Here is a 24,986-nt window from a genome sequence, read left to right on the forward strand (position 1 = left end):
ATAAAAAGCGATCCGAACCGCCGAGCGTCGTCCTACCGGCTCACAGCTGGCCGAGCTTGCGGAGCAGCTGGCCGCGGTACTCCTCGTCCGCGTTGACGCCTTTGATCTCTAAGACGTTGCGCTCCAGCTTGTCGAGCGCGACGTGGAAGGCGTGTTCGGCGCCGTACCCCTCGCCGGAGCCGCCGACCTGACCCTCGTTGGTTCGGAGGCGGATCTGACACTGGATCAGGGGCGTGCCGCGGAGCTTCTCCTTGTGTGCGTGGAGGCGGACGTGCGCGTGGATGACGCGCATGTCCGCGTACTTGTTCACGACCTGTTCGATGGACTCGATGATGTGCTCCCGCGAGGTGGTGTCCAGCAGGTCGACGTTGGTGATCTGGACGTCCATCGAGTCCTCCTCGGTGAACGTGAGCGCGCGGAGGACGTCGGTCTTCGTCACCATCCCGGCGACGGTGTCGGCCCCGTCCGGCGTGACGACGAGCCCCGAGATGTCGTTGTCGAACATGCGCTGGACGACGCCCTGCGCGGTCTCGTCGGCGGTCGCGGTGACGACGGGACTCGACATGATGTCGTAGACGGGGATGTCGAGCATCCGGTCGATGTCGCCGGCCCGGTCGCCGCTCCCCTGTCGCTCGTGGTCCCGGACGACGAACTCGACGATGTCGTTGGTGGTGACGACGCCGACCAGCTGGCCGTCCTCGTCGAGGGCCGGGAGCCGGGAGATCCCGTTCTCGCGGAGGAGGTTGATCGCGCGGCCGACGGTGTCCTTGTCGTTGATCCCGATGACGTCCTCCGTCGCGATCTGCCCGACGGTGATCGCGTCGAGGCTGTCGAGGACGGCCTCGAGGATCTGGTCGACCGTGACGATGCCGTAGAGCTTCTCGCCCTCGTAGACGGGAGCGATCTTCACGTCGCCCTCGACGAGGAGGCGGGCCGTCTCCCGCACGTCCTCGTGGCGGTCGACGGAGGGCGCGGGCTTCATGACGGCCGACACCTTCGTGTCGTCCTCCATGCGCGAGCGCATGAGCTGTTTCTCTCCGACTACGCCGGCGTACTCGCCGTCCTCGGTGACGACGATCCCCTTCGGATTCTCGCGCTCGAAGATGGACCGGACCTTGGCGAGTCGCTCATCGACGTCGACCTCGACGTACTCCGGCACCGCGATATCAACAATATTCATGGTCCAGCCTGCGAGTTCGTCGCGCCGGGTATTGAAAGTGCGGGAGGCGTCTCCGCCGATGGGATCGCCGTCGTCGCAGCGAACGCCCCTGATCCCGGTTGCGTTCGGGCGACGAAAAGGGGGCGCGAGACCCCCCACGGCGCCGACCACGACCGGCCCCCTACACGTCGCGGTTCCGCTCCCGATTCCGTGCGTCGGCCTGACCGGCGGGACGCTCGTCCGGACAGTCGATATCGTACGCAGGCCGCTCGGCGCGTGAGGCCGCGCAGACCGCCGCCGGGTCGGAACGGGGAGTCGCAACGAGGGGCCAGAGCCGCGTTGTGCCGGTGAAAGCTTTTTGACGGCTACCCACGGAGGGGGACTCGTGTACGACGCCGTCGTTCTCGACAAAGACGGGGTGCTCGTCGGGCGGACGCCGTTCGACACGCTCCGCGAGGCCGCCTGGGACGCGTTCGTGAGCCTCGGCGTCGAGGACCCCGACCTGGCCCACGTCGACGACGTCGCCGTCGGCGTCGACCCCGCGACGCTGACCGACATCTGCGAGCGCTACGGGCTGGAGCCGGCAGAGTTCTGGCGCGTCCGCGACGAGATGGCCGCGACCGCCCAGGTCGACGCGGCCCGGAAGGGGCGGAAGACGCCGTACGAGGACGTCGACGCGCTCCGATTTATCGACGCCCCCCTCGGCGTGGTCTCCTCGAACCAGCAGGCGACCGTCGACGCCGTGCTGGACCTCTTCGACCTCGCCGGGCGGTTCGAGGTCGCGTACGGCCGAGACCCGTCGATCGCCAGCCTCTCGCGGAAGAAGCCCTCGCCGTACTACCTCGAACGCGCCCTGGAGGACCTCGGCGCCGAGACCGCGCTGTTCGTCGGCGACAACGAGTCCGACGTGCGCGCCGCCGACAACGCCGGCATCGACTCGGCGTTCGTCCGGCGCCCGCACCGCCGCTCCGCGGAGCTCTCCTGCCAGCCGACCTACGAGATCGACGACCTCCACGACCTCGTGAGCATCTGCGGGCGGGCGCCCGTGAACCCGGACTCGGGCGACCGCGTCTGAGCCGTCAGCGTCGGCGGGGGACGAACGGAACCGCGAATCGACGGAGCGGCGCAATCGTATTACCGATCACCCCTTGACATCCTCCCCGCGCTGAAGCGCGAGGATTCCCACGGCACCGCACCGCTGGGTTGGGATGTTTACGGTTTGTAGCGACCTTAGAAGGCGGCTACTGGCTGTGCCAACCAGCCGTTACTCCTATCCCGGCATGGGATTCAGAGATACTTTTGCTGACTACACTCCGAGTTCCACAGCAAAAAGGGGTGCTTTCTGTGTGGAATCGGGGAATCCCGATATTGTCCGATTAAGCGGGCGGGCAGGCCGCCTCGGCTAACTGGTAGTACAACAATAGATTAGTTAAAACATCCGACCGGGGCGGTGGTCGTGGTTGATGTAGAATACTGTCGGATTCATCCCCGCGCTAAAGCACGGGGCTTTCTCCTTGATTCTCCGTAACGCTCCACGGATGACGGACGAGACGAGGGCGACGACCGACGCGGGGTCGCGATCGTCGGCTCCGGGACCCGGACGGGCGACGCTGTGGGTCATCCTCGCGTCGGCGACGCTGACCGTGATGGCGGGCGCGATCCTCGGGCCAATCGTCCCCGCCATCCAGTCGAACCTCGGCGTCTCGGAGTCGCTCGCGGGCCTCATCATCACGACGCACGGCGCGCTCATCGTCGCCGTCAGCCCGGTCGCCGGCTGGGTCATCGACCGCGTCGGTCCCCGGCGCCCGTTCGTCGCGGGGCTCCTGTTGTACGGGGCGGGGGGCGGTGCCGGCCTCGTCGTCGACTCGTTCGCCCCGCTACTCGCCTCGCGCGCCGTGCTCGGCATCGGCGTCGCGTTCGTGTACGTCGGCGTCACGGTGCTGATCTACGACTGCTACGAGGGGCGGCGGATGAGCCGGGCGCTCGGGCTGCGGTCCAGCGCGAACAGCGTCGGCGCGGTCGTCTGGCCGCTCGTCGGCGGCGGCCTGGGGACGCTCTCGTGGCAGGCGCCCTTCGGCGTGTACCTGATCGCGGTCCCGCTGGGGGTGGTCGCGGCCGCGACGGTCCCCGAGACGGGGCGGTCGGCAGCCGGGGAGAGCGACGGGCACGGAGCCGACGGTCCAGACGCGACGGACGACGGGGACGAGGACGGCGCGGACGGGGTCACCGGCGTCCTCGCCGCCCTCCGACGCCGGCCCGGGCTGCTCTCGGTGTACCTGCTGTACTTCGCGGCGAACGCTCTGTTGTACGCCATCGTCGTCTTCTACCCGGGGCTGCTGGAGGGGATCGGGCTCACGTCGTCGCTGTCGATCAGCCTCTACCTCGCCGCCAACGGGGCGGCCGGCGGGACCTCGGCCGCGCTGTACGACCGGCTCGTCGAGCGGACCGGCCGCCACGCGCTCGTCGGCGCCGCGGTCGCGCTCTGGGTCGTCGCGTTCGCGTTCGCCGCGGCCGCCGACTCCGCGCTGACCGCGGTGCCGGCGGTCGTCGCGTTCGGGCTCGGGCAGGGGCTCGTCTTCCCCGCGTCGTTCGCGTGGATCGAGGCGCTCGCGCCGGCCGCGAGGCAGGGCCAGTACAGCTCGTACCTCGCCTCGGCGGGATACACCGGCCAGTTCGTATCGCCGGTGCTGTTCGGCCCGCTCGTCCCCGCGTTCGGGGTGCGCGGCGTGTTCGTCGCGGCCGCGGCGCTCTCGGCGGCCGGGGGCGTCGCGTTCGCCGTCGCGCTGACTCGGCGATAGGAAGCGAACCGACGGGGGTGGCCGGGGCGGCGAAACGGCGAGAATGGCCGCTGTGCGGAGACAGGCCTTTTTACTCTCGGCCGGCCGGACGCTCGGTCATGGACCTCCCGCCCGTCGGTCTCGGCACGATGGGGATCGAAGACCCGGACCCGGTTGCTACGGCGCTCTCGGTCGGCTACCGCCACCTCGACACCGCGCGGATATACGACAACGAGGGCGTCGTCGGCGAGGGGCTCGCCGCCGGCCTCGCCGCGAGCGACAGCCCGAGCCGCGAGGACGTGACCGTCGCGACGAAGCTGTGGATCGACGACCTCGCACAGGCCGAAGTCGGGCCGGCCGCCCGCGAGAGCGCCGACCGGCTCGGCGTCGAGAGGCTCGACCTCCTCTACGTCCACCGCCCGCGGGGCGATTACGACCCGGAGGCGACGCTGCCCGCGCTGGACCGGCTGGTCGAGCGGGGGCTCGTCAGGAACGTCGGCGTCTCCAACTTCGAGATCGAGCAGTTGGACCGCGCGATCGACGTCCTCGACGCGCCGCTCGCGGCCCACCAGACCGAGCTTCACCCGCTCTTTTATAAGCCGGCGCTGCTGGAGCACGCCCGCGAGCACGGGTACACCGTTGTCGCCTACTCGCCGCTGGCCGGCGGGCGGGTGCGCGAGATCGACGCCGTGGTCGCGGTCGCGGAGGCGCACGACGCCGCGCCCGAGGCGGTCGCCATCGCGTGGGCGACCGGGAAGGAGCCGGTTGTGACGATCCCGAAGGCGTCGAGCGCGGACCACCTCCGCGCAAATCTCGCGGCCGCGGAGCTGGAACTGAGTTCGGAGGAGATCGCCGCGATCGACGCCGTCGGTCGCGAGGAGGAGCTGTTCCCGGAGTAGCCCCCGGCGCAGACTATGCAGGGTTGTGTATAATATCGGCTGTGCGTTCGTCGAGATCGACACGATCCCGCGTCACTTTTGTACCGCCTCGTCCTCGAGACGGGTATGACCGAGAGTTCGGACGGCGCAGACGACGCCGACACCGATGCCGCCGACGACGCGGACGCGACGACGATCATCGACGGCGAGGCCGTCGCGGCCGACGTGCGCGCCGACGTGACCGCGCACGTCGAGGAGCTGGAGGCCGCGGGCGTGACCCCCGGGCTCGCGACCGTGCTGATGAGCGACGACCCCGCGAGCGAGACGTACGTCTCGATGAAGCAGCGCGACTGCGAGGAGGTCGGCATCGAGAGCGTTCACGTCGAGATCGACGCCGACGCCCCGGCCGCGGAGCTGTACGAGACGATTGACGAGCTCAACGAGCGCGACGACGTCCACGGAATCTTAGTCCAACTCCCCGTCCCCGACCACGTCGACAAGCGGAGCGTTCTCCGGCGCATCGCCCCCGAGAAGGACGTGGACGGCTTCCACCCGGAGAACGTCGGCCGGCTCGTCGCCGGCGACGCTCGGTTTAAGCCCTGCACGCCCCACGGCGTCCAGAAGCTCCTCGCGGCGTACGGCGTGGAGACCGAGGGCGCGGACGCGGTCGTGGTCGGCCGGTCGGACATCGTCGGGAAGCCGATGGCGAACCTCCTGATCCAGAAAGACCCGGTCGGGAACGCGACGACGACGGTCTGCCACTCCCGAACGGAGGACTTAGAGGCGAGGGTCGGCGGTGCCGACATCGTGATCGCCGCCGCCGGCATCCCGGAGTTCATCGACGGATCGATGCTGAAGCCGGGTGCGGCCGTGATCGACGTGGGGATCAATCGCGTGGACGCGGAGACGGAGAAGGGGTACGAGCTCGTCGGCGACGTGGAGTACGAGTCGGCGAAGGAGGTCGCGGGGGCGATTACGCCGGTCCCCGGCGGCGTGGGCCCGATGACGCGCGCGATGCTCCTTTATAATACGGTCAAGGCGGCCGGCCTCCGGCACGACGTCGACGTAGAATTGGAGTGAGACCGAGACGAGCAGACGGCGAACTCGATCGGTCCTCTCGTGGTTGCCATTTATAAATCGTTGGACTGCCAGTTATAAATGGCTGACAGCGGATCGGCGTCCAGATCGTCCAGAGCCTCAGCCGCTCGCTTATAAATAGTTGATCGCGGACTGGCAGTGAACACCTCCAAAGCCCCAGCCGCGAGGGCGGCGCACGCTTGCTGTGCGCTTCGGTCGCTCGCGTTGCTCGCTCCCTGCAGTGCTTACGTCGCCTGCGTCGCCCTCGCGGCTGCCCCTTTGATTCCCACCCCGTACAGCACCGCCCCGCACCTCACACCTCCCCAGCCTCGCGGTTCGCGCTCTCCGAGCGCTCACCGCGTCCAGCGAGGGACCTCCGGTCCCTCTGGCAGCCGGCGCGTAGCGCCGGCGACCTCGCGCGTGCGACTCGCGGGCGATGGCCCGCTCGTCGGCACGCGCCACCGCGGTTCGTTTATAAGCAATCGTCCGTCGTCGCGGTCTCAGTCAGTCGTCGGCCACGGCGGTCCGGTTTCGGATCTCGATGCGCCCCTCGATCTCGGGGTCGATCCCGTGTTCGCGGGCGTAGGCGGCGAGCACCTCGTACTGGATGTCGGCCTCGTCGATCCGGTGGCGCTGCGCGAGCGTGGGGTACTCGTGTTCGGAGTGGAGGAGGTACTCCGAGACGGCGACGGTGTACCGCGCCTCGGGGTCGATCGGCTCGCCGCCGACCGCGGCTTCGAGGACGAGTTCGGCGTCGGCGTCCCAGACGACCTCGGCGTTGGAGACGTGCCCGTGCCACCAGTCGTCCTCGCCGAAGTCGACGTCGGGCGCGGCCATCTCGCGGAGCACGTCGTGGAGCTCCGCGCCCGTCACCGACGCGAGCGTCACGGGCTCCTCGAACGGGATCAGGCTGATCAGGTCCGCCTTCGTCACCGCGCCGACCCACGGGTCCCCCTGTCGGAGCCCGCCGGCGTTCGAGAGCCCGACGTCGGCGTCGTGAGCCCACCGGAACGCGTCCGCGACGAAGTTACCGACGCGGCACTCGCCGCCGTGAACGACCTCGCCCGTGCGCTCGATCGGCTCGTCGACGACGTCGACGGTCTCGTCGAGGTCGGCCGCGGCCATCCGCTCCGCGAGCGCGTCGGCCAGCCCCGGAACGGGCGTCGCGCCGTCGGGCTCGTGGAGGGTCGCGGCTGGAACGGAAGAGTCCAGGTCGACCTCGGCGACCGTCTCGCCGTTGACGCCGGGACGGACGACCCGGGTGCCGGCGACGACGTCGTTCCGCCGACTGTGGACGTGGCCGCCGAGGACCGCGTCGACGTCCAGCTCGCGGGCGAGGTCGTCGTCGCCCGCGCCGAGATGCGAGAGGACGACGGCGTGGTCGAGCGCGGTAGGGCCGTCGGCCCCTTCACCCTCCCCGCGCTCGGCGACCGCGGTCCGCATCTCGGCGAGCGCGTCGCGCGCCGCCTCGACCGGGTCGTCGAAGGAGAGCTCGGCGGCCATCGGGTTCAGCGAGTCGGTCGCGGGGTCGGTGACGCCGACGAAGCCCACCGTGGCGCCGTCGATCTCGAGGGTCGCCCGCGGGACGACGCCCTCGTCGCGGCCGAAGGGCTCCCCCGCCTCGTCGCGGACGTTCGCGGAGACGAACGTCGCGGGCGCGTCGGCGACGAGGCCGCGTAAGGCGTCCGGCCCGTAGTCGAACTCGTGGTTGCCGAACGTGTCGAGGGCGGTGTCGGTGGCCTCGTAGAAGTCGATGACCTGCCGCCCGCTCGCGACCAGCGAGAGGACGCCCGGCGCGGTCGTGTCGCCGGTGGCGACGACCGCGGCGTCGGGGCCCGAGAGCGCCCGGATCCGGCCGGCGAGGCGCGCCGCCCGCTCGGGCGAGTCGAAGACGTTCTCGATGTCTGAGTAGTGAACGAGACGGACCATTCGATGTCCGAGGTGAGGGGCGAGCGAGGCTTAAAAAACGCGGAGTCCGGCGACGGCAGGGAGGGCGCCCGGGTGCGCGAGGCCGATTTCCGCCCCGTGACTCCCGCTCGCACACGCGGGGGACATTGAAAGCGCTTTTATGGACGTCCGGACTACGTCGGGTCACAGCCTCTGTGGGGTTGATGATGTGCCGTTCCGTTAGGGATCGACCACGGAACGGGCACGCGAGCCCGCGCGGAGGATAGGTGAACAACATATGCCCGTTTACGTAGACTACGAAACCCCGGCCGACCTCGCCGAGCGATCGCTCGAGGCGCTCGAGGTTGCCCGAGACACAGGTACCGTGAAGAAAGGAACCAACGAGACCACCAAGGCCGTCGAGCGCGGCAACGCCGATCTCGTCATCGTCGCGGAGGACGTCTCCCCCGAGGAGATCGTCATGCACCTCCCCGAGCTCGCCGACGAGAAGGGGATCCCGGTCGTCTTCGTCGACACGCAGGACGACGTCGGCCACGCCGCCGGCCTCGAGGTCGGCTCGGCCGCCGCCGCGGTCGTCGACGCCGGCGACGCCGACGACGACGTCGAGGACATCGGTGAGAAGGTCGCGGAGCTTCGATAACCACCCATGAGCGCAGAAGAGAGTATCGACGGCTCGACGACCGCGGAGGTCATCGAGGTCGTCGGCAAGACCGGGATGCACGGCGAGGCCATGCAGGTCAAGTGCCGCATCCAGGAGGGATCGAACCAGGGACGGATCATCACCCGGAACGTCCTGGGCCCCGTCCGCATGGGCGACGTGCTCCAGCTCCGGGAGACCCAGCGCGACGCCGACTCCATCGGAGGGCGATAACCAATGGTCGAGACACGCACCTGCGACTACACCGGCGAGGATATCGAGCCCGGCACGGGCACGATGTACGTCAAGACGAACGGACAGATCCTCCACTTCGTCGACTCGAAGGCGGAGAAGAACTACCTGCTCGGCCGCGAGGCGCGCGACCTCGAGTGGACCGAAGAGGGTCGCGAGCACGGAGGCGAGTAGATGAGCCACCACGACGAGCGCACCTTCGTGATGGTCAAGCCCGACGGGGTCCAGCGCGGTCTCATCGGTGAGATCGTCTCCCGGTTCGAGGAGCGCGGCCTGAAGCTCGTCGGCGGCAAGTTCATGCAGATCGACGAGGACCTCGCCCACGATCACTACGGCGAGCACGAGGACAAGCCGTTCTTCGACGGCCTCGTCGAGTTCATCACCTCCGGCCCCGTCTTCGCGATGGTGTGGGAGGGCGCGGACGCGACCCGACAGGTCCGCGCGATGGTCGGCGAGACCGACCCCGCCGAGTCCGCCCCGGGCACGATCCGCGGCGACTTCGGCCTGGACCTCGGCCACAACGTGATCCACGCGTCGGACCACGAGGACGAGGGCGCCAACGAGCGCGAGATCGACCTCTTCTTCGACGAGGGGGAGCTCGTCGACTACGGCCTCGACACCGCCGCGTGGGTGTACGAGGACGAGCAGCACTAAGCCCGCAAAGCGATTTTTCTCCGTCGCTGGACGCCCGCGGGGACCGGAGAGCCGTCGCTCCGTCGACACACCGCGTTTCCGGTGAAAAAACGCCGTCAATACGGCCGAGTCGGGGGATTCGCCGTCAGCGCGACTAGCGTTATAGTTGCGTCGTGAGTAAAAGTTCGGGTTGAGAACGGTGGAATATCCAAACCTGCTATCAATAGTGGACTGAGGAATGAGTTGTCGGATTCATCCCGCGCCTAAAGGCGCGGGTATTCTCCTTGTTCTCTATAATGCGGACCGGCGGGAACCCGGACTCCGCGTCAGTGAATTGACTCGCCGTCTCGCACTCCACAGGCGGATACGCCCGTTCGAATCGCGTCAGCACCACCGGCTCAACGACGACCACGCCGGGCTCCGGGTCGACCGTCTCGGCCGTCGGTTCTATCGACGCCGTCTCTCCCGACAACGTCATCAACGTCATCTCCGGCGTGCAGCGCGGCGCGGTCCTACTGAGCCTCGTCGAGGGGGCTCCCGCGATATGCAGCTATGATGAGACGCCGTCCTCGCCGCAAATTCCCAGCGCTGAAATCAGTTTTGGTGGGGCACTATACTTGTTTATATTCATAATTCATAATGTGCGTTAGCCGTATACAATAGTATGTCCGATGCCAATCGGTTCGGTGCAGAGCGTGTCAACAAAATCTACCGAGAGGGGATGCTCGAGGAAACTACGCAAGACATTCCCGTTTCGTTTGAAGACCTTCGCGAGGAGGCTCACGACGCCATGAGCGAGGAGGGCCGTGCGTACGTTCACGGCGGCGCCGGAAGTGAGGAAACGTTCGAACGCAACAAGGACTTCTCGGAGTGGCGTATCGTTCCGCGCATGCTTCGCGGGGTCGAAGAGCGGGACCTATCCGTTGACTTCCTCGGTCAGACGCATTCGTACCCACTAATGTTAACGCCGCTTGGCGTCCAGTCGCTCCTCCACGACGAGGCCGAACTCGGTACCGCCGCGGGCGCGGCGGACCTCGACGTGCCGCTGACTCTCAGTTCGCTTTCATCGAGGACGATGGAAGACGTCTCCGAGGCACTGGGTGACACGCCGAAGCTGTTCCAGTTTTATTGGTCATCGAACCAAGCGATTGCGAAGAGCTTCTTAGACCGCGCCGAGCGGGCGGGGTACGACGCTATCGTGGTCACCGTCGACGCCCCGATCCTCGGGTGGCGTGAGCGACTTATCGAGCGAGGCTACTACCCGTTCCTCGAAGGCGAAGGGGTCGCCAACTACTTTTCCGACCCCGAGTTCCGGTCCCAACTCGACGACCCGCCAGAAGACGACCCCGAGGTCGCAGTCGAACACTTCCTCGATATTTTCGGTGATTCGAGCCTCACGTGGGAGGACCTGCAGTTCGTCCACGACAACACCGACCTTCCGGTCGTGATCAAAGGGGTTCTCGACCCGCGTGACGCTCGTCTCGCCATTCAACACGGCGCAGACGCCATCGGCGTCTCGACCCACGGCGGTCGCCAGGTTGATGGTTCCATTACGGCGTTCGAGGCGCTGCCAGCCGTCGCCGAAGAGGTCGACGGTGAGGTGCCGATCACCTTCGACAGCGGTGTGCGTCGCGCGTCCGACGCGTACAAAGCGCTCGCGCTCGGCGCCGACTCCGTTCTGCTTGGCCGCCCGTACGCATACGGTCTCGCGGTCGACGGTGCGAACGGAGTTCGGACGGTTCTCAAAAACTTCATCGCGGAGTTCGACCTGACGATGGGGCTAGCCGGTAATCGGAATGTCGAAGATATCGGCCGCGACTCAGTCACGCACGAGACCGAACTGTACGAGACGGGTCGGTAGAAGGCCGCTTTCTACGCGGTGACGTTCTCGATAAATGCCCAAGGCACAGGCGGGCGTTTCAGTCTCGCACCACCCGCATCTCGCCGTCCTCGACGACCACGTCCAGCCCGTGTTCGTGGACGAACGCGGCGGTGTAGTCTGGGACGACGCGCTGCGCGGCGAACCGCGCGCGCAACAGCGGGACGGCGTCGAGCAGGTCGTCGCCCTCGACCATCGACGGTGAGGACTCCAGGAACTCCACGTCGAGGTCGGCGTCGTGGCCGCGCGACGCCAGCGTCGTCAGGGCCGGGGCCTCGAACGCGCCGTCGAAGTCGATCGGCGCGGTGAAGCCGGCGTAGTAGGTGCGCCCGCGGGAGGAGGGGCCGAGCACGACCTCGTTCGTTCGGAGCTTCATCGCCGCCGAGTCGATGACGGTGCGCGAGAGCAGCGGTGCCTGCGGGGTGACGACGGCGACGGAGTCGGCGCCCTCCTCGCGGAGCAGGTGCGTCACGGTGTTGCCGGCGCGCGCGCCGAACGACGACCCGACCTGTCGCTCGAAGCGGGCGTCCTCGGTGCCGCCGAGGGTGTCGGCGACGAGCGTGCGCAGCTCGGCCTCGGGCGGGGTGTCGGTGCGGTGCTCGGCGGGGAGGTCGCCGTCGACCGGGTAGTTGACGAGGAGCTCGGCGCCGGAGCGATCGACCGCGAGGGCGGCGTCGCGGAACAACGCCTCGTACAGGTCGGCGGCCTCGGCGGTCGAGAGCGGCGTCGACTCCGCGATCCCGGTCGCGACGAGCCCCTCTCGGGGCGGTTTCGCCATGACGACGACGACGGTCATACCCGAACGAGTCGCCCGCGCGCCTTCAACGCGCCGCTTCGGACCGGCGCTCGGGGCGAAACCGGGGACGGGCGCTCAGGAGAAGTCGCGCCGCATCGCGATCTCGAACCACGGGCAGAGCCGAAGCTGGCGGTACAGCTCCGGGTTCGCGTGGAGGTGCTGGTAGTCGGCCCACAGCATGCCGCCGATCTCCGCCTCGTCGGGGTCGAGCGAGGTGTCGTCGAGGGTGACCTTCAGCACCGAGCAGACCTCCCATTCGACGCCTTCGTTCGGGTAGTAACGCTTGTACTCGAACTTGTCCGTCACGCGGAGGTCGTCGTACTGGTCCGGCGTGATCCCCAGCTCCTCCTCAAGGCGCTGCGCGGTCGCGTCCGCCTGCGTCTGCCCGTCGACGGGGTGGGAGGCGACGGTGCCGTCCCAGTGGCCGTCCCAGAGCCGCTTGGCCGGCGCGCGCTGGGCCAGCAGAATTCGGTCGTCCGCGTCGTACACGAGGCACGTGAACGCTCGGTGGCGGATCCCGTCGCCGGTGTGGGCGTCGAGCCGGTTCACTGTCCCCTGCTCCGCGTCGTCGGGGTCGACGGCGATCACGTCCTGGAGCGCGTTCTCGTGGTCCTCGCCGGTGTCGGCCTCCCCGGCGGGGTCGCCGGCCTCCTCTGAGCTCATGGGAATTAGGTCGAACACCAGGGCTAATAAGCGTTCGATACGTCGGCAGCGCGTCGCCGGACGCGTCCGAGCGGCGAAACGCGCCCCGTGACGGACGCGGTTCGACGCGCTTAACCGCGTCCCGCGGCTACGTCGCGCGGATGAGTGACCCGGCGCTCGACGTCGTCGAGTTCGTGCTGACGACGCACCTCTACACGGAGAACCGCGACCTCGACGAGAACGATCTCCCCCCGCGCTTCCGCCAAGTGTTCTGGTCGGACGCCGCCGCCGAAGACGCGCCCGGGGGCGTCGAGCGACCCCTCAAGGCGACGAGCGAGACGACGCGCACCGCGACGGGCGCCGAGCACCCGTGGGACGCCGTCTCCGACCTCCTCTTCACCCAGCGCACCGAGTTCTCCGGCGAGATATCCCTGACGCAGCCGGCGATGGCGCTGGAGTGGTACCGGGACCACGCCGACGCCGACCGGGTCGCCGAGAACCCGACGATCGTCGCCGCGCTCGAGAACGCCGAGGACCTCGACGCGCCCGTCACCCACGAGGAGGCGCGCGACAGCGTCCGGCCGATCCAGGCCGACCGCGTCTGGATCGACGCCCTGCTCGAGGAGTATTTCGACGACGACGAGGACGGCGAGATGCTCGACCTCGTCAACGTGCAGGCCCCCGAGGAGATCGAGACGACGCTCGCCGACCTCGTGCTCACCGGCGATCAGGAGGGCGAGATCCAGAAGATCGTGAAGGCGATCGAGCACCGCGAGTACCTCGCGAGCATCGGGCTCCGCGAGATCGGGAAGCTGCTGTTCGTCGGCCCGCCGGGGACCGGCAAGACCACGGTCTCGCGGGCGCTCGCTCATCAGCTGGGCATTCCGCTCGTCGAGGTGAAGATGTCGATGATCACGAGCCAGTACCTCGGCGAGACGGCCAAGAACGTCGAGAAGACGTTCGAGGTCGCCAAGCGCCTCTCGCCGTGTATCCTCTTCATCGACGAGTTCGACTCGGTCGCGAAGACCCGCCGCTCCGACGAGCACGCCGCCCTGAAGCGCGCGGTCAACACCCTCCTCAAGTCGATCGACGAGGTGTCGCTCGTGCGCGACGAGGTCCTCCTCATCGGCGCGACGAACCACCCCGACCAGCTCGACGCGGCCGCCTGGCGCCGCTTCGACGAGATCGTCAACTTCCCCAAGCCGGACCGGGACATGCGCGCGGACATCCTCCGGGTCGTCACCCGCGAGATGCAGATCGCCGACTTCGACCCCGATGAGGTCGCCGATCGGACCAGCGGGCTCACGGGCTCCGACCTCCGGATGGTGCTGCGCGAGGCCGTCCTCGGCGCGCTCACGGAAGATCGGATGACGATCACTCAGGAGGACGTGATGGAGGCCGTCGAGGACTTCGAGGAGCGAGACAACCTCAAGAACATGGACATGATCGACGGGGAGGGCGCCGAGGTGCTCGGCGAGACGGACTCCGGCGAGCAGGACCACACCCACGACGACGCGGCCGACGAGGGGGCCGCCCACGACCACGGCGCGCACAGCCACTCACACGACTGAGCCGCGACGGATTGACATCCTCCCCGCGCTAAAGCGCGATGATTCCTCCGTTGGGGGTTCGGCTACCGACCCACGGAGGCAACTTGCGGGTTTGTGCGCACTTCTTTGGGAGTTTCATGAGGGTGTGGTTTCCCCGACCAGTCGTGGTCGTCCCACTCGAATCGCACGGGCCGTGCCATCGGCCTGATTTCGCTATCGCTGTTTTCCCGAAGGAACGTCTCTGACGCCGTGAGGTCGGCGTGCCCCTCGAAGCCACATGGACGCGTCAGCGTATTCTCGTGGCGAACCGTCTCCTCGTGGTCGCCACACTCGGGACATGTCTGACTCGTCCACGCTTCCGACTCGGCTTCGAGAGAGATACCGTACTCCTCACAGACACACGCGAGACGGTGGATGAACTTCTTGAACGCCCAGAAGTTGTGCGTCTTCTCGTTCACCCTGACCGACCAGTGCGTTTCCAGCACGTCGGTAACCATTTTAACCGGGTAGCGAGTGCGGATTGCCTCGGCCGCGGTCTACACCCCGAGCGACCGCGTTGCGCCGGCCTCACTTCGGAAGAAGTTGGTACCGGTGACCCATCAGGGTGGTCAGATACGCGACCGCGACGTGAGCCACCACCATCACCGAGAGGAACCCGACGTTGATCCACGCGGCGTTGTACCAGACGAGGTCGATACCGAGAGGCTGGCTGTACACGGGCCAGAGGGGTTCTATCGCCCTCGAGAGGTCGGGCGCCGAGAGGATGTCGGCGAAGACGTGGCTGAGTCCCCCGGCCAGAAATCCCGCAGTCAAGAACGCGAACGGACCGGACGCGTCGAACCGCTCGCTCTCGATCCGGTCGTCGATCCGATCGCTGAACGCCCCGGCGAGGACCGCACCGACGACGCTCGCGACCGTCACGAACACGACCGTGTGCGCCACGCCGTGGTGGTGTACCGCATGGAAGAACCACCGACTGAGCCACAAGTCGATGTCCGGGAACAGCGAGCCGACGACCGCCAGGCCGACGAATCCGACGCTGGCCCCGTCGTCCCAGAGGAACCACGCCGGGAGAGAGAAGCCCGAACGCGACGTGACCCGTGATGTCTACCATCGTCTCTGCGCGTTCGACGGCGGCGACCGCTCCGACTTATCGGCGGGCGGCGTCACCGTCAGCTCCGACGGCGGCCGCGTCGTCACCACCGGACAGACCCGCGACGCCGGCGAGCGTGTAGCCGAAGCCGCGGTCGACGATCCGGGGGTCGAGGCCGGCGTCGTCGAACGCGCTCGCGAGGTCTGACGGCGTCCGGAACCGCGATGTCATCCCGATCGCGTGTTCCGCGGCGACGAGGGCGCGCCCCAGCGGGTGCGCGGGGTCGAACTCCCGGACCACGAGCGCGCCCCCCGGCGCGAGGACCCGCCCGGCCTCTCGGATCGCGGCCTCCTGATCGGGCAGGTGGTGGAACGCGTCGACGACCGTTATCGCGTCGACCGACACGTCGCGGAACGGGAGCCGCCCCGCGTCGCCGGCGACGCCCGAGAGCCCCCGCTCGTCGCGAGCGCGACCGAGCATCCCGAGGGAGACATCGACGACCGTTCTCTCCGGCCCGGTCAGCGCGGCGGCGGCCCGGCCCGACCCGCCGCCGACGTCGAGCAGGCGATCGATCGACCGCGTCGCGTGGTCGAGCCCCGCGGCCAGCGCCTCGCCGTTCGCCGGCGGCATGACGCGGTCGTACAGGGGGGCCATCCGGTCGAAGAAGCGGACGTCGCCGAAGCCGTGCATAGTCGCTCTCGACGCCGACGGTATTTAAATAGTCGCGGCGGCGCGCCGCTCTACATTTATATAGGCGGGACGTAGCGCGGCCATGGAGTACGCGCTCGTCGGCGCTCCGGGCTCGGGGGCGACCCTGCGGCTCGACTACCGGGCGTTCGCCTACGCCGGCAAGTTCGTCGTCGGCGCGCCCGGGAAGGCGGTGTTGCGGACGCCGGACGGCTCGCCGGCGGTCCCGGGGTGGGAGCCGGACGAGCCCCTCCCGCCGACCGTCGACGCGAGCGAGTTCGACGACGACGTGGTGGCCGCCGTCTCCTTCTCGCCGGACCGGACCGACCCGGCCTGCTGTCGGCTCCGATACGTCACCGTACACGTCGCGCGCCGGGGCGAGGGGCTCGGCCCGCGCCTGATCGATCGGGCCGTCTCGCGGCTCGCGGCCGACGGCTACGACCGGGTTCGGATCGCCGTGAACAACCCGTTCGCCTACGCGGCGCTTTATAAATGCGGCTTCGCGTACACCGGCGAGCGGACCGGGATCGCGGAGCTGGAGCTTGAGCGTCCGGCGAGCGAACCGGCCCCTGAGAGCGATGTCGACGGAGAGGGTGACGTCGACGGCCACGAGCGTGACGTCGACGGCGAGGACGACCGGTACCGCGCCGGGCTCCGGGCGTTCCGCGAAGACGACCGCGAGCTCGACCCCCGCGAGCGGGCATTTATCAGCGAACGGCTCGAAGAGGAACGGGAGTCCGGCTGACGGTGGTCGTCATCGCGGTCGGTCGCCCCCGACTCCGGGGCTCAGATCGCGTCGTAGTCCTCCCGGAACGTCTCCAGCGTCGCCGCGAGCACGCCGATGACGATGGGCCCGACGAACAGTCCAGTGAACCCGACCGAGTGAACTGCTTCGGGGTCAAGCCCCGAGGCACTCGCCTTGCTTATCTGTAGATCCCGCCGAAGACGCCGAGGAGGATCACCGCGGGGTTCAGGTGCGCCTGCTGGTCGATGACCAGCGGCCGGGCGTAGTTGTCCACCATCGCGATGACGAACACGCCGTACAGCGCGAGCAACGCCCCGGCCGTGGCCTGGTCGACGACGACGAGGTACGCCGCGGCCGGCCCCCAGACGAAGAACGCCCCGATCAGCGGGAGCAGCGCGAGCACGGCCATGACGAACGTCCAGAAGACGACGTTCGGGATCCCGGCCGCCCAGAGGCCGACGCCGGCGATCAGCGCCTGCAGCAGCGCCACGATGATGTGGCCGATCACCACCCCTCGGGTCATCGCGTCGACGCGGTCGACGAGGTCTGCGGTGACCGCCGAGGGGAGCGGGCTCGTCTCCCGGAGCCACCCCACGAACGCCGGCCCGTCGAGCAAGGCGTAGTAGACCAAAAAGAGGGCGAGCGAGAGCCCCACCGACGCGCGGATCGCGGTGCCGACGACCCCGCTCACTCCCCCGAACAGCGTGTTGACGAGGGTCTGTCCGGCCGTCGCCAGCACGTCGCCGACCTCGACGCGCTGTCCGGTGAGCGCCGCGATCTCCGCCTCTATCGCCGCGACGTCGATATCGGTGTTCCCCCGCGCGATCGCCGTGAGGTCCCGGACGAACACCCACGAGATGTACGCGAGCGGGAGGATGATGGCGACGATGGAGGCGACGATGAGCGAGACGCCGGAGAGCATCCGCCCGAGCCGACGCGACATCGACTCTCGCACGCGGCCAGACAACGCCGCTCGGATCCCCCGCGAGAGTCGCACGTGGAGGGGGTAGAGGACGTACGCGAAGATCGCCGACGCGATGACGTACTCGACGAACGGCAGGATGACGAACAGCGTTAGCAGCGCGACCGTGCCGATGAGGAGCAGGAGGAACGATTGGCCGCGATTCATGTCGGGGGCTCTCGCCGCCGAGATATAAACCTGCGCGGCTCTCGGGGGTGTGACCCGCTCACCACGCTACGCGCCGGTCCTACTACGCGCCGGTCGCGCTACGCGCTCGCCTCGTCCTCGTCGAGCCCGGGCGCCGCGGACGGGTCGACGTCCTCGGGCTCTTCCGTCTCGCCACCGACGACCGTGTCGCCCTCGTCGGTCTCGACGTACACGTCGTCCGCGAAGCCGGCGAGCGCGTTCTCGTACTCCGCGGTCTCCAGCCGCTCCGGGGTCCCGGGCGCCTCAGCGACGCCCTCGGCCGGCCGGAACTCGCCGAGCGGGTCGTCGATGGTGATCCCGTGTTCGGCGAAGAACGCTTCGTAGCGCCGGTAATGCTCCTCGAGCTCGTCTCCCGGTATCTCCATCATCTCCGTCCAGCCGCGGTTGAAGAAGTCGAAGTTGGCCTGCACGTGGGTGATCTCGCGGGCCTCGGCCTCCGTGAATCCCGCTTCGAGGGCGGCGACGTACGCGTCCATCGTCGCGTCGAAGAAGTCGTCGAGGTGCTCGCGGCGCTCCTCGCGGCGCTCCTCGTCGGCCTTGTTGAGGAAGATGCTCGTGTGGAGGTCTACCAGCTTGTCGTTCGCGACGTCGCCGACGACCGGCGTGGTCAACGCCTTCTTGGCGGCCCAGTGGCGGATGTTCTGCCGGATCTTCATGGTTTTTGTTGGGACGGGACGACCTTGAATCTGTGGCGTTCGACCGGTCTCTGCGTGGGAGTATCACGATCTTCAACGCGGATGACAACCCACATTAACCCCGAATCCGAACGCTCGGATATGAGCGATTCGTACGTGATCGTCGGGGACGGTATCGCGGGCGCGTCCGCGGCCGAGACGCTGCGCGAGCAAGCGCCTGACGCCGAGATCACGGTTCTCACCGACGAGGGGGAGTCCCTCTACAACCGGATCTTGATCAAGGAGTACGCGAAGGGGAAGCTCCCCGAGGCGCCGATCTCGATCCACCAAGAGGAGTGGTACGACGACCACGACGTTGACCTCCGCCTCAACACGGTCGTCGTCGACATCGACGTCGAGAGCGACGCGATTCACACCCACGAGGGCGAGACGTTCGAGTACGACGCCCTCCTGCTCGCGATCGGCGGCACCCCCCAGCAGCTCCCGGTCGACAACGCTGACGCCGACGGGATCCACCACTTCTGGACGTTCCAGGACGCCCGCCGGATCAAAGAGAGCGTCGAGGGCGCCGAGGAGGCCGTCATCGTCGGCGCCGGACTCCTCGGCATCGACTTCGCGGCCATCTGCGGCGCGCAGGACGTCGAGGCGAAGTACCTGATGCGCGGCGACAACTGGTGGCGCTACGCCCTCTCGGAGGAGGGCGCGGAGATCATGCACGACGCGATGCGCGAGCGCGGCGTCGAGCCCGTCTTCGGCTCCGGCGTCGACCACTTCGAGGTCGACGACGACGGCCACGTCGAGGCCGCGGTCGACCCGAACGGCGAGCGTTACGAGTGCGACTTCGCCGGCGTCGCCATCGGTCTGAACTTCAACACCGAACTCGTCGAGAACACGCCGCTGGAGGTCGAGGACGGCCTCGTCGTCGACGAGTTCATGCGCACCAACGTCGACAACGTGTTCGCGGCCGGCGACATCACCACCTTCAAGGACCTGGTCCTCGGCGACCGGGCGAAGAACGGCTCGTGGGGCTCGGCGAAAGAGCAGGGGACGATTGCCGCCCGCAACATGCTCGAGTACGGCAGCGAATCGTTCGAGTGGGTCTCCTCGTACTCGATCACGCACTTCGACTTCCCGTTCCTCTCCTTCGGCCACCCGACGCTCGGCGACGACTCGGTCGAGGCGACCACCGCCGAGGGCGAGTGGCGCCGCGTCGCGCTCAAAGACGGCAAGGTCGTGGGCGGCGTCCTCATCGGCGACCTCGCGCCGCAGTCCGCGTTCAAACAGCTCATGCGCGAGGGCCGCGACGTGAGCGACCAGGCGGACGTCCTCATGCGACCGGGCTTCTCGGTCGAGGACCTGGCGCCGACGACCGAGCAGTAGATCGGGTCCCGTCCCCGGCCCGACCCTCCGGGTTCGCCTCGCGATCCTCCCCGTCGCTCGCTCCGTTCTCACGGACGTGAAAAACGGGCCAGTAGCTTTTCACGTCGAGCCTTCGTACCTTCTACAGCGATGTCACGCGAATCGCCCGTCGACCCGCCGTCGGCGGCGGAAGGCGATTTCTTCGCCTCGTTCGTCGAGGAGTGTTCGGACCCGGTCCTCTCCGTCGACGGCGACGGCGTCGTCGTCTACGCGAACCCGGCGGTCGAGTCGGCGCTCGGCTACGATCCCCCCGCTCTTCGCGGACGGCGCCTCGCGGAGCTGATCCCCGAGGACCCCGACGACGAGCGGGTCCGCTCGCTCCGTCGGCGACTGTCGAGCGACGCGGACCCGAGCGAGGCCGGTAGCTTCGCCTGTCCCCTGCGACGCGCCGACGGGAGTACGGTGGCCTTCTCCGTGCGGTTCCACGAGCACCAGTCGTCGGGCGAGCCCGTCTACACCGGCGTGTTCCGAGACGGCGTCGAGGAGGCGACCGCACGCGACCTGCGGACCTTTCGTAACCTCATCGAGCACTCCGGTCACGCCGTCTACGTCACCGACCCCAGCGGGACGATCGAGTACGTCAACCCGGCGTTCACCGACAACACGGGGTACGAGCCCGGCGACGCGATCGGTGAGACGCCGGCGATACTCAGCTCGGGGGAGGTGTCCGACGAGTACTTCGCCGCGCTGTGGGAGACGATCGAGTCCGGCGAGGTGTGGCAAGAGGACATCGTCGACCGGCGGCGCGACGGCGAGCCGAACCACGTCCACCAGACGATCGCGCCGGTGTTCGACGAGGACGGCGGCGTCTCCCGGTTCGTCGCGATCCAGACCGACGTCACGGAGAACCAGGAGGCGGCGGGGCGCCTGAAGCAGTACCGCGAGATTGTGGAGGCGATCGACGACCCGATCCTCCTCCAGAACCTCGACGGCGAGTTCGAGCTGCTTAACGAGGCGGTGAGCGAGTTCGCCGGCGTCCCTCGGGAGGAGCTGTACGGGACCGACGAGTTCGCGTTCATGGACCCCGAGACGGCGGCCGAGATCGCCGACCGCCGGCGGGAGGTGATCGAGACCGAGGAGCCGGTCGCGTACGAGACCTCGCCGACGCTCGAGCGCAGCGGCCGCGAGGCGGCGTTCAGCACGCGGCGGTACCCCCACTACGACCCGGACGGCGAGCTGGCGGGCACGTTCGCGGTCTGCCGCGACGTCACCGAGATAAAGCGCCGGGAGGCGGAACTCGAGCGCTACGAGCGCGCCGTCAACGGGGCGACCGACCTCATCGCCGCGGTCGACCGCGAGGGGGGCTTCCTGTTTGCGAACCCCCAATACCGGGCGTACCACGGGATCGAGGCGGACGACGTGCGCGACCTCTCGATTTCGGACGTCGTCGGCGACGATCGATTCTCTGACGTGAAACGGCACGTGGACCGCGCGCTGCAGGGGGAGGCCGTGGAGTACCGAACGAAACGGACGCATCCGGACCGGGGGATGCGGACGTTCGACGTCCGGTACTACCCGCTCGAGGACCCCGACGGAGACGAGATAGCCGGCGTGGTCGGCGTCCTCCGGGACGTGACCGACAGCGAGAACCGGGCCCGCCAGCTCAGCGTCGTGGACAGGGTGCTCCAGCACAACCTCCGGAACGCGCTGACGGTGATCCGCGGGCGGGCGCGAGAGGTCGCCGAGGCGACTTCCGACGGCGACGGCACCGATCAGGACTCCGACGCCGACGCCGCCGAGGCGGCCTCGTACATCGTCTCGCGGGCGGACGACCTCTTGACGACGAGCGAGAAGGCCCACCATATCACCGAGATCCTGAGCGACGTCCCCGAAGTGGAGCCGATGGACGTGGGCCGTGCCGTCGACGAGCTGGTCGAGTCGCTCGCCGCCGACTACCCGCACGCGGACATCTCGGTGTCGACGCCGGCAAACGGGGAGGCCGTCGCCTCGGCGACCGCGTGGCTTGACCGCGCGCTGAGCGAGTTGGTCCGGAACGCGATCGTCCACCACGACGGAGCGCAGCCGACCGTCGACGTCGCCGTCGAGGGGGCCGCGGACGAGATCGAGGTGCGGATCGCCGACGACGGGCCCGGGCTGAACGACATGGACCGCGACGTGCTCGAGACGGGCCGCGCCGTGGACGCGCTGTACCACGGGAGCGGGCTCGGCCTGTGGCTCGTCTACTGGGTCCTCCAGCAGTCGGGCGGGTCCGCGGCGGTCGAGGACGCAGACCCCCGCGGCACCGTCGTGACGGTGACGCTGGCGCGCGCGACGGAGTAGCGGCGCTCCAAGTCGGCGGCCTCGGCGCCGTCTCGCGCGCTCGGAACCGGCGCAACATTTATCATTAATTATAATGTATGTTAGCGTATGTCACTCCGTGAAACGGGACGACGGCTTCGGCTCCGCCGCACCGGCTGGGTCCCCCCGGACGCGCGGGTCCGTCACTACGACGAGCTCGGCGAGGAGACCCAGATCCTCGTCAGGGAGCTCGCCGGCCGGCCGCAGACGGCGCCGGACACCGGCGACCTCGACGACGGCGACTTCGTGAAGTTCGTCGACTACTACCAGGTCCGCACGCGCTGAGAGGGCCCTCTCCCGGCGTCCGGCTCGCACTCCGCCAGGGCCCTCTCCCGGAAGCGAAGTTGTTTTCGCCCGCCGCGAGAAGGCGTACTCATGGACAGTGGCGGATCTACGGACATGACGCTCGCGTTCGAGCTGGAGGCGCTGAAGGCGCTCGCAGACCCCAACGACGTGTTCAACAACGCGCGGCAGTGGACCGAGTACGTCGGCGTCGTCAGCGAGAAGCCGACCTACGTCGTCACCAACTTCACCCGCAAACACCGCGTGCGCCAGGACTTCTTCTCGGGCCCGCGCGGCGTCGAGGAGAGCCTGGAGAACATCGCCGGTCAGTTCGATACGGACAGGCACGTCTTCGTCGGCGTCGACGACGACGACGAGGCGGTCGCCGAGGGCACCGGCTGGGAGTTCCTCCACGTCGAGGACGCGGCCGAGGCCGCCGGCTGGATCCTCGCGACGGCCGACCCCGACGAGGGGGAGCCGTCCGAGGAGTCGTCGCGGGACGACTGGCCCTGAGCCGGCCTCGACCGAGCGCGAGTCGATCGACCGCCGCGACGGGGCGGTGTTTTTCACCGTCGGCGGGAAACGTGGCGCCATGAGCGACGCGCACGACCGCGACGAGGGGAGCCATCACGACGACGGGAGCGACCACGAAGGAGACGCCGGAGGCCACGACGACGACGGAAACGGCGATCGCCCCGACGACGACCACAGCCACCACCACCACGACGCCGACTCGGTGGAAGTCGCGATCGTCACGGTCTCGTCCTCGCGGTCGCTCGACGAGGACCCCTCCGGTGACCGCGTCGCCGCCGCGTTCGAGGACGCCGGCCACGAGGTCGCCGTCCGCGAGCTGGTCCCCGACGAGTACGACAGCGTCCAAGGGACCGTCGATCGGCTGGCCCGCCGCGAGGACACCGACGTCGTCGTGACCACGGGCGGGACGGGCGTGACGCCCGACGACGTGACGCCGGAAGCGGTCGACGGCCTCTTCGCGAAAGAGCTCCCCGGGTTCGGGGAGCTGTTCCGCCGGCTCTCGCAAGAGGCGATCGGGACGCGGACGATCGGGTCGCGAGCGATCGCCGGGATCGCCTCCGCCACGCCCGTCTTCTGTCTGCCCGGCTCCGAGAACGCGGTTCGGCTTGGGGTCGACGAGATCATCCTCCCCGAGGTCGGCCACCTCGTCGGGCTCGCCGGGCGCGGCGTCGACGAGACCGGCGAGGAGGTGAAGGCGGAAGACGCCGGCGAGGCCGAGTCCGAAGGCGGCGACGAGAGCGGGGAGTCGGGGAACGGAAACGCGGAGTGAGGGCCACGTAGCTGCGGCCCTCCGGTGTCTGTTTTAACTCTCTGTTACAACCTCCAGTAGGTGATTCGTGTTGCTCTCGTTGCGGTCAATCCAGATCAAGCAGATACCGCTCTGGACAGGAGTGCTCTGTTGCGAGAGCCGCGTTCCGTCGTGTCTCCCCCCAGGCCCGAACAATTTAAACGACGGCTGGATTATGTTTCCTTATGCAGGATCATCAAGGTGTCATCGACTTCTGGAACGACACCGGAGGGTACGGGTTCATCGAATCTCCCGCTTCGGACGAAGACGTCTTTTTCCACGGAGAGGATAGTGTTGATACTGGATTCTCCGAAGGTGATGCGGTCGAGTTCGATATCAAACCCGCCGATAAAGGCCCTCGCGCCGTGAATCTCCGCAAGGCGGGAGCAGACCGGACGCTTCAGTCACAGTCTCGATCACAGTCCCAGCAGTCCAGTACAGGCAGCAGGACCTCTTCCTCCTCGACTGACGGAGCATCTGGCTCCGATCTGTGGGGCACGGTCGATTTCTTCAATGACACCGGTGGCTACGGGTTCATCGAGACATCGGGCCACGACGAGGATGTGTTCTTCCACATGGAGGATATTGGTGGCCCATCGTTGACCGAGGGGACTAACGTCACGTTTCGAATTGAGGAGTCAGACAAGGGTCCCAGAGCGGTTGACGTCAGACGTGGACACATATCCGCTCCTTCGTCTAATTCCACGACTTCCGGGCACTCGAGCGGCTCTTCTCCCGAACAGACGGGAGATACGCAAGTGTATGACTCCGGTGATGACACCGACCAGACCGGCGTGTACGACCCCGACGGTGGGGCGTCGGCGGACGATGGGAGTCCAACGATGACGGATAGCTCGTCTCCGACGTTCTGTCCGTACTGTGGCACGGACCTATCGGGGTATCCGGATGGCGCCTTTTGCCCGGACTGCGGCGAAGAGCTTTAATTACAGCCGCTACCTCGATCTGTTTGACTCTGCTTTGGTGAATAGACGCTGAGTCATAGTTAGAGCGGCTGTCAGTTCATCGAGGACGGCGGAGATGTGTGCGCCTTCGAGCGCGTCGACGGACGTGTCGTGGAACGCCGCCTGCGTCCCGTTGGCGAGCAGAAGCGTCCCCGTTTCGTCGGCGGCGTACAACGGGTGAGGAAGCG

General features: G+C 68.1%; 25 protein-coding genes and 4 pseudogenes. 18 read left to right on the forward strand and 11 right to left on the reverse strand.

Annotated elements, in window-relative coordinates; genetic code table 11:
• Positions 1-40: 40 nt before the first annotated feature.
• A complete protein-coding gene (locus tag N5096_RS01835; protein WP_267662637.1) occupies positions 41-1,180 on the reverse strand; it encodes a CBS domain-containing protein in 1,140 nt (379 codons plus the stop codon).
• Between the two features lie 364 nt (positions 1,181-1,544).
• Here N5096_RS01835 and N5096_RS01840 point away from each other — a divergent pair, with 364 nt between their 5' ends.
• The 4 genes from N5096_RS01840 to N5096_RS01855 all read left to right on the forward strand — a co-directional run bounded on the left by N5096_RS01840 (position 1,545) and on the right by N5096_RS01855 (position 5,894).
• A complete protein-coding gene (locus N5096_RS01840) occupies positions 1,545-2,234 on the forward strand; it encodes an HAD family hydrolase (protein ID WP_267662638.1) in 690 nt (229 codons plus the stop codon).
• Between the two features lie 463 nt (positions 2,235-2,697).
• Positions 2,698-3,957 (forward strand): MFS transporter, encoded by a 1,260-nt coding sequence (locus tag N5096_RS01845; RefSeq protein ID WP_267662639.1) that lies wholly within the window; start codon positions 2,698-2,700, stop codon positions 3,955-3,957.
• Positions 3,958-4,055: 98 nt separating this feature from the next.
• Positions 4,056-4,835, forward strand: coding sequence for an aldo/keto reductase (locus N5096_RS01850; RefSeq protein WP_267662640.1), 780 nt, complete (start codon positions 4,056-4,058; stop codon positions 4,833-4,835).
• 105 nt (positions 4,836-4,940) lie between these two features.
• Positions 4,941-5,894, forward strand: a complete 954-nt coding sequence (locus tag N5096_RS01855; protein ID WP_267662641.1) for a bifunctional methylenetetrahydrofolate dehydrogenase/methenyltetrahydrofolate cyclohydrolase — start codon at positions 4,941-4,943, stop codon at positions 5,892-5,894.
• Positions 5,895-6,395: 501 nt separating this feature from the next.
• Here the strand turns inward: N5096_RS01855 and N5096_RS01860 are convergent.
• Complete coding sequence (locus N5096_RS01860) at positions 6,396-7,820, reverse strand: bifunctional metallophosphatase/5'-nucleotidase (protein WP_267662642.1); 1,425 nt, start codon at positions 7,818-7,820, stop codon at positions 6,396-6,398.
• Positions 7,821-8,076: 256 nt separating this feature from the next.
• On the opposite strand from N5096_RS01860, the gene rpl7ae reads away from it, so the two are divergent.
• The 4 genes from rpl7ae to ndk are packed head-to-tail and all read left to right on the forward strand — an operon-like array spanning position 8,077 to position 9,342.
• Positions 8,077-8,439 (forward strand): 50S ribosomal protein L7Ae, encoded by a 363-nt coding sequence (gene rpl7ae, locus N5096_RS01865; RefSeq protein WP_123112610.1) that lies wholly within the window; start codon positions 8,077-8,079, stop codon positions 8,437-8,439.
• 6 nt (positions 8,440-8,445) lie between these two features.
• Positions 8,446-8,670, forward strand: coding sequence for a 30S ribosomal protein S28e (locus N5096_RS01870; RefSeq protein ID WP_267662643.1), 225 nt, complete (start codon positions 8,446-8,448; stop codon positions 8,668-8,670).
• A 3-nt stretch (positions 8,671-8,673) separates the two neighbouring features.
• Complete coding sequence (locus N5096_RS01875) at positions 8,674-8,862, forward strand: 50S ribosomal protein L24e (protein WP_267662644.1); 189 nt, start codon at positions 8,674-8,676, stop codon at positions 8,860-8,862.
• Entirely contained in the window at positions 8,863-9,342 is a 480-nt protein-coding gene (ndk, locus tag N5096_RS01880) for a nucleoside-diphosphate kinase (protein ID WP_267662645.1), read from the forward strand.
• Positions 9,343-9,541: 199 nt separating this feature from the next.
• Here ndk and N5096_RS01885 read toward each other — a convergent pair whose 3' ends face one another.
• On the reverse strand, positions 9,542-9,799 hold the full coding sequence (locus tag N5096_RS01885; RefSeq protein ID WP_267662646.1) for a hypothetical protein: 258 nt from the start codon (positions 9,797-9,799) through the stop codon (positions 9,542-9,544).
• A gap of 186 nt (positions 9,800-9,985) precedes the next feature.
• On the opposite strand from N5096_RS01885, the gene N5096_RS01890 reads away from it, so the two are divergent.
• A complete protein-coding gene (locus tag N5096_RS01890) occupies positions 9,986-11,182 on the forward strand; it encodes an alpha-hydroxy-acid oxidizing protein (RefSeq protein WP_379789809.1) in 1,197 nt (398 codons plus the stop codon).
• Positions 11,183-11,240: 58 nt separating this feature from the next.
• Here N5096_RS01890 and N5096_RS01895 read toward each other — a convergent pair whose 3' ends face one another.
• Positions 11,241-11,996, reverse strand: coding sequence for a DUF2064 domain-containing protein (locus N5096_RS01895; RefSeq protein ID WP_267662648.1), 756 nt, complete (start codon positions 11,994-11,996; stop codon positions 11,241-11,243).
• Between the two features lie 75 nt (positions 11,997-12,071).
• Positions 12,072-12,659 (reverse strand): NUDIX hydrolase, encoded by a 588-nt coding sequence (locus tag N5096_RS01900; RefSeq protein WP_267662650.1) that lies wholly within the window; start codon positions 12,657-12,659, stop codon positions 12,072-12,074.
• Positions 12,660-12,799: 140 nt separating this feature from the next.
• On the opposite strand from N5096_RS01900, the gene N5096_RS01905 reads away from it, so the two are divergent.
• On the forward strand, positions 12,800-14,209 hold the full coding sequence (locus N5096_RS01905; RefSeq protein ID WP_267662651.1) for an ATP-binding protein: 1,410 nt from the start codon (positions 12,800-12,802) through the stop codon (positions 14,207-14,209).
• A 62-nt stretch (positions 14,210-14,271) separates the two neighbouring features.
• On the opposite strand, the pseudogene N5096_RS01910 reads toward N5096_RS01905, so the two are convergent.
• The 3 genes and pseudogenes from N5096_RS01910 to N5096_RS01920 all read right to left on the reverse strand — a co-directional run.
• Positions 14,272-14,691: pseudogene (locus N5096_RS01910) on the reverse strand (zinc ribbon domain-containing protein); the annotation flags it as partial.
• 64 nt (positions 14,692-14,755) lie between these two features.
• Positions 14,756-15,175 carry a metal-dependent hydrolase gene (locus tag N5096_RS01915; protein WP_267662652.1) on the reverse strand — a complete coding sequence of 140 codons (420 nt, stop codon included), beginning with the start codon at positions 15,173-15,175 and terminating at the stop codon, positions 14,756-14,758.
• Positions 15,176-15,338: 163 nt separating this feature from the next.
• Positions 15,339-15,971 carry a class I SAM-dependent methyltransferase gene (locus tag N5096_RS01920; protein ID WP_267662653.1) on the reverse strand — a complete coding sequence of 211 codons (633 nt, stop codon included), beginning with the start codon at positions 15,969-15,971 and terminating at the stop codon, positions 15,339-15,341.
• An 82-nt stretch (positions 15,972-16,053) separates the two neighbouring features.
• Between N5096_RS01920 and N5096_RS01925 the strand changes: the two genes are divergently transcribed.
• Positions 16,054-16,713: a GNAT family N-acetyltransferase gene (locus N5096_RS01925; protein WP_267662654.1), complete on the forward strand. Its 660-nt coding sequence runs from the start codon at positions 16,054-16,056 to the stop codon at positions 16,711-16,713.
• Positions 16,714-16,754: 41 nt separating this feature from the next.
• Here N5096_RS01925 and N5096_RS01930 read toward each other — a convergent pair.
• A pseudogene (locus N5096_RS01930) lies at positions 16,755-17,842 on the reverse strand (AI-2E family transporter).
• A 98-nt stretch (positions 17,843-17,940) separates the two neighbouring features.
• Positions 17,941-18,537 (reverse strand): DUF6149 family protein, encoded by a 597-nt coding sequence (locus tag N5096_RS01935; RefSeq protein WP_267662656.1) that lies wholly within the window; start codon positions 18,535-18,537, stop codon positions 17,941-17,943.
• A gap of 120 nt (positions 18,538-18,657) precedes the next feature.
• On the opposite strand from N5096_RS01935, the gene N5096_RS01940 reads away from it, so the two are divergent.
• The 7 genes and pseudogenes from N5096_RS01940 to N5096_RS01970 form a co-directional block, all read left to right on the forward strand.
• The gene (locus tag N5096_RS01940; protein WP_267662657.1) at positions 18,658-19,896 is read left to right on the forward strand and encodes an NAD(P)/FAD-dependent oxidoreductase; all 1,239 of its coding nucleotides are present in this window, start codon (positions 18,658-18,660) and stop codon (positions 19,894-19,896) included.
• A 129-nt stretch (positions 19,897-20,025) separates the two neighbouring features.
• Positions 20,026-22,215, forward strand: a complete 2,190-nt coding sequence (locus tag N5096_RS01945; protein ID WP_267662658.1) for a PAS domain S-box protein — start codon at positions 20,026-20,028, stop codon at positions 22,213-22,215.
• Between the two features lie 87 nt (positions 22,216-22,302).
• Positions 22,303-22,518 carry a DUF7979 domain-containing protein gene (locus N5096_RS01950; protein ID WP_267662659.1) on the forward strand — a complete coding sequence of 72 codons (216 nt, stop codon included), beginning with the start codon at positions 22,303-22,305 and terminating at the stop codon, positions 22,516-22,518.
• Positions 22,519-22,608: 90 nt separating this feature from the next.
• Positions 22,609-23,028 carry a DUF7124 domain-containing protein gene (locus N5096_RS01955; protein ID WP_267662660.1) on the forward strand — a complete coding sequence of 140 codons (420 nt, stop codon included), beginning with the start codon at positions 22,609-22,611 and terminating at the stop codon, positions 23,026-23,028.
• Positions 23,029-23,107: 79 nt separating this feature from the next.
• On the forward strand, positions 23,108-23,818 hold the full coding sequence (locus N5096_RS01960) for a MogA/MoaB family molybdenum cofactor biosynthesis protein (RefSeq protein ID WP_267662661.1): 711 nt from the start codon (positions 23,108-23,110) through the stop codon (positions 23,816-23,818).
• Between the two features lie 203 nt (positions 23,819-24,021).
• Positions 24,022-24,216, forward strand: a pseudogene (locus N5096_RS01965) (cold-shock protein); the annotation flags it as partial.
• A 108-nt stretch (positions 24,217-24,324) separates the two neighbouring features.
• A pseudogene (locus N5096_RS01970) lies at positions 24,325-24,510 on the forward strand (cold-shock protein); the annotation flags it as partial.
• Between the two features lie 279 nt (positions 24,511-24,789).
• Here N5096_RS01970 and N5096_RS01975 read toward each other — a convergent pair.
• The gene (locus tag N5096_RS01975) at positions 24,790-24,972 is read right to left on the reverse strand and encodes a hypothetical protein (RefSeq protein ID WP_267662662.1); all 183 of its coding nucleotides are present in this window, start codon (positions 24,970-24,972) and stop codon (positions 24,790-24,792) included.
• Positions 24,973-24,986: the final 14 nt, after the last annotated feature.

It is taken from the genome of Halorubrum yunnanense (assembly GCF_026586675.1).
In the GTDB taxonomy this organism is placed as follows: Archaea; Halobacteriota; Halobacteria; order Halobacteriales; family Haloferacaceae; genus Halorubrum; species Halorubrum yunnanense.